Source organism: Chloroflexus sp. (assembly GCF_034435895.1).
Taxonomy (GTDB): domain Bacteria; phylum Chloroflexota; class Chloroflexia; order Chloroflexales; family Chloroflexaceae; genus Chloroflexus.
The window spans coordinates 1-3,633 of record NZ_DAOTWH010000142.1 but is presented as its reverse complement, the minus strand read 5'-3'; the positions used below and the strand labels follow the sequence as shown (position 1 = coordinate 3,633).

Below are 3,633 nucleotides of genomic sequence, written 5' to 3'. Positions count from 1 at the left end.
AACCCGCTCTCACTGGCGCGGGAGCGGGGAGCGCAGCACCGACCCTTCAAGCATCGCCAAGCGATCAACGGTTACACTCAACCACATGTTCTATCCGCTCCCAGCGGCGCTCGCGTCCGCCAATACTGGCGTTTAGCCCTCTGGGGAAGGGGCAACGTTGGCGGGCAACGTCGCTCCGGTTGGGTTTAGAACACTTCCACTTCCAGCGCGACGGCTTCACCACCACCAAGGCACAGCGCAGCAATGCCGCGTTTGCCGCCACGTTGGCGTAAGGCCGAGATTAGCGTCACCAACACCCGCGCACCGCTCGCGCCAATCGGATGGCCGAGCGCAATCGCGCCGCCATGGACATTCACCCGGTCAGCGTCGAGGGCCAGCGCGCGGAGGTTTGCGATGACTTGGGCCGCAAACGCTTCATTAATTTCAAACAGATCGTAATCGTCGAGCGTGCGCCCGGCCCGTTTCATCAGCCGTTCGATCGCAAACGCTGGTGCGGTGAAGACTTCGAGCGGCTTGACCGCCGCCTGCGCAGCCGCGCCGATCCGGGCCAGCGGTTGCAAGCCCAATTGGGCGGCCCGGCTGGCGCTCATCAACACCACCGCCGCTGCGCCATCGGTAATGCCGGGAGCATTGCCAGCAGTAACGGTGCCATCAGCGACAAAGGCCGGTTTGAGCTTGGCCAGCGCCGCTAGCGACGTATCGCGCCGCGGCCCTTCATCAACCGTCACCACGTTAGCCTGCCCTTTCGGCCCCGGCACCGTCACCGGCACAATCTCCTCGTCAAAGGCGCCGCGGTCTTGGGCCGCGATCGCGCGCTGGTGCGATTGCAGCGCGTAAGCGTCTTGCTGTTCGCGGGTAACGTGAAAGGTGCGGGCAATCCATTCGGCGGCAGCGCCCATGTGATGGTTTTCAAATGCGCACCACAACCCATCGTGAACCACGGCATCGATCACTTGGCCGTGACCCAGCCGGTAGCCGTGCCGCGCCTGCGGCAACAGGTAGGGGCCGCTGCTCATGTGCTCCATACCGCCAGCCACCAGCACATCAGCTTCACCGGCTTTGATCAGGGCAGCGCCAACCATGACGGCTTTCAGCCCGCTGCCGCAGACCTTGTTGATCGTCAACCCGCCGACCGAATCCGGCAAGCCGCCGCGGATCGCTGCTTGCCGGGCCGGCGATTGGCCCAAGCCGGCAGTAACGACGCACCCCATAATACATTCATCGACCATTGCCGGTTCGATCCCGGCCCGTTGCACAGCAGCCCGCACGGCGGCTGCGCCTAAATCAATGGCACCGAGGCCGCTGTAGGCGCTGTTAAAGCGGCCTATCGGCGTGCGCGCTGCGCTCACAATGACTACATCGTCCATAAACTGTTCCTCACGGTGCAGGAATGGGTAGTGACAGCCACCGGTCATGATACCGGATATTATAGCGGGCAATGTTTCAAGCGACCAACCCGCGCAATTGCCGGTAGAGAGACACTACGCTACTGCCGTTGTCGTACCCCGGCGGCAGCCATGACGCTGGTCGCAACAGCCACAAACCGGCTTGCGCTGCCGGCGGGCGGGCCGGCGGGAGGGTTGGATCGCGGAGCAGAGCGGTCGTCAACCCAGCTAGCTTTACGTTCGCTAGACTTGGCAATGCAGTTGCAATGGCGGCTTGCAAGACCGCACCAAACGAATGCCGGAGCTGGCGCCGTTCAGAAGGGGCGGCCGAGGCCAACTGCGCGGCCTCGGCGCTGGAAAGCCGCATCGCGACGGTCACCCGCCGGTGCGGATCGGTTTCAGCAGCCGGGGAGAGACTGATTGTCACCGGCAGCGCGGAACCGGCCACAATCTGGTAGAGGGGGGTATCAGGGGGCAGGCACGAGCGTTCAACGGCAAGATAGCCGGTCGCGATGAGCGGCGAACGCGCGCTGGCGCGCGCGGCCAAGCGCCACGCTGCCGGGCCGAGGACGATGGCACGGGCAAGCACCTCTTCGCCACCGGCTAAGCGCACCCCCACCACCCGGATCGGCGTAGTGATCAGAGCTACGGCCCGCTGTTTCGGGCGCCATTCACCACCGGCGCGGATCAAGGCATCGGTAAAGAGGCGGGTGAGTATCGCGGCATCGCCGGCCACGATTTCGGCAGGGGGCAGGAGCGCCACGCTGCCAGCCGGCCACAGACAATGATCGCTCACCGGCAAACCGCTGGCTGCAAGGATCGTATCCACAACGTTACGCAGCGCCGGATCGACAATACCGTAGCGGCGCAACATATCACCGGCTGTCAGCCGTTGCTGGCGCAACACTTGCAGTTGGGCCAACGGATCGAACCGCTCGGCCAAGCGCAACGCTGCAGCAGCCGCCGTCTCTTGGGCTTGCCAAAACCGGCCGGCGGCATCGGCTTGGGCCGGAAAGAGCGCGCGCCGGCTCCGGCGCCACTGACCCGGATCACTAGGCACGTCAATCACCCGCTGCGCCAGATGCAACCGCCACGCCGGATCACGCCGCGCTACTGGCAGATAGACCCCTAAACGTGCCGCAATCTGCGCATACGGCCCATCGCGCACGCCGGCCCACTGCAAGGGGACGGTATCGTACCAAACATTGCCGCAACGCACCACCGGCTGCAAGCCGCCAGCGCCGGCGAGCAGCACTGCGTGGCCGTCATTGGCCAAGAGCGCAGCAAGCGCCGCTTCAGCAGCGGTGTCGCCAACAATGATGAAATCGAAACGTGCGGACAATGCTCATCCTCCGGTCTCATAGAGCCGCGCCACCACAATCAAGAGCATCAACAAGATGCCGGCATACGACAACCCAACCACACGCACGGGTCGGTCACGCACCGCCAGCGCGGTGGCCGGGATGAGCGCCACCGCCACCACACCGTAGATAAGGTGTAACGCCATGTGGGCGAGATCGGCCTGCCCCAGCAAGGGAAGGCCAATAGCCGCCTGCGCCATGATCAGCAGTTGCAACATGCCACTCAGCGGCTGCATCCCGCCACGATTGCGCCATGCTACCACCAAGGCCCAGAGCACGCCAACCGCGATCACGATGGTGATGGTGAGTTGTAACCGGCTGTGCAAGGCAACGAGTCGCTCCATAACGGCGCTATTGTAGCACGACCGGCAGCGAGGCCAAATACGGTATACTGGAACAAGGCGGAACTGCCGCTGAATATCATTTCGCGATGATAAGAGGTTGTTATAGAGAGCGCACACGGTGCTCGCAGCGATCCCCTCTGCATTGCGCGAAATGATATGCTGATCCCCGCAATGAGTGTATGCCAAGCATTAGCATTGTCGAATGCCTCATCGTCTTGATCCTCGTGACGGTTGTGGCCGCGATAGCCTTTCGCGCCGGCTATTTTCGCGGGCAAAGGCAGTAGATGATATATGTCTTACCGGTAGCAACGATCGTGCAGAACTAATGCCAAGTCATGAAGAGTTCAAGGGTGTTCAGAACCCATGAGCATAGCTGTGGTTGATGGCGTTGCGATGAGCCGGTTCACCCTCACCTCCAGCCCCTCTCCCACTGGCGCGGGTTCAAGGGCGGCCAGAACATCTGTCTGGCACCCGGCCCTGAAGGGCCGGGCTAGGGGTACGAAGCCCGCTGCGCGGGCTGCTGGCCCTCACCCCCAGCCCCTC

Annotated in this window: 3 protein-coding genes; all 3 read right to left on the bottom strand. The window is 63.3% G+C overall.

Features of this window, described 5'->3' with window-relative positions:
• Positions 1-185: 185 nt before the first annotated feature.
• The 3 genes from U9R81_RS08425 to U9R81_RS08415 all read right to left on the bottom strand — a co-directional run bounded on the left by U9R81_RS08425 (position 186) and on the right by U9R81_RS08415 (position 3,090).
• The gene (locus tag U9R81_RS08425) at positions 186-1,367 is read right to left on the bottom strand and encodes an acetyl-CoA C-acetyltransferase (RefSeq protein ID WP_322495038.1); all 1,182 of its coding nucleotides are present in this window, start codon (positions 1,365-1,367) and stop codon (positions 186-188) included.
• 76 nt (positions 1,368-1,443) lie between these two features.
• A complete protein-coding gene (locus U9R81_RS08420) occupies positions 1,444-2,727 on the bottom strand; it encodes a hypothetical protein (protein WP_322495037.1) in 1,284 nt (427 codons plus the stop codon).
• 3 nt (positions 2,728-2,730) lie between these two features.
• On the bottom strand, positions 2,731-3,090 hold the full coding sequence (locus tag U9R81_RS08415; RefSeq protein WP_322495036.1) for a hypothetical protein: 360 nt from the start codon (positions 3,088-3,090) through the stop codon (positions 2,731-2,733).
• Positions 3,091-3,633 lie beyond the last annotated feature (543 nt).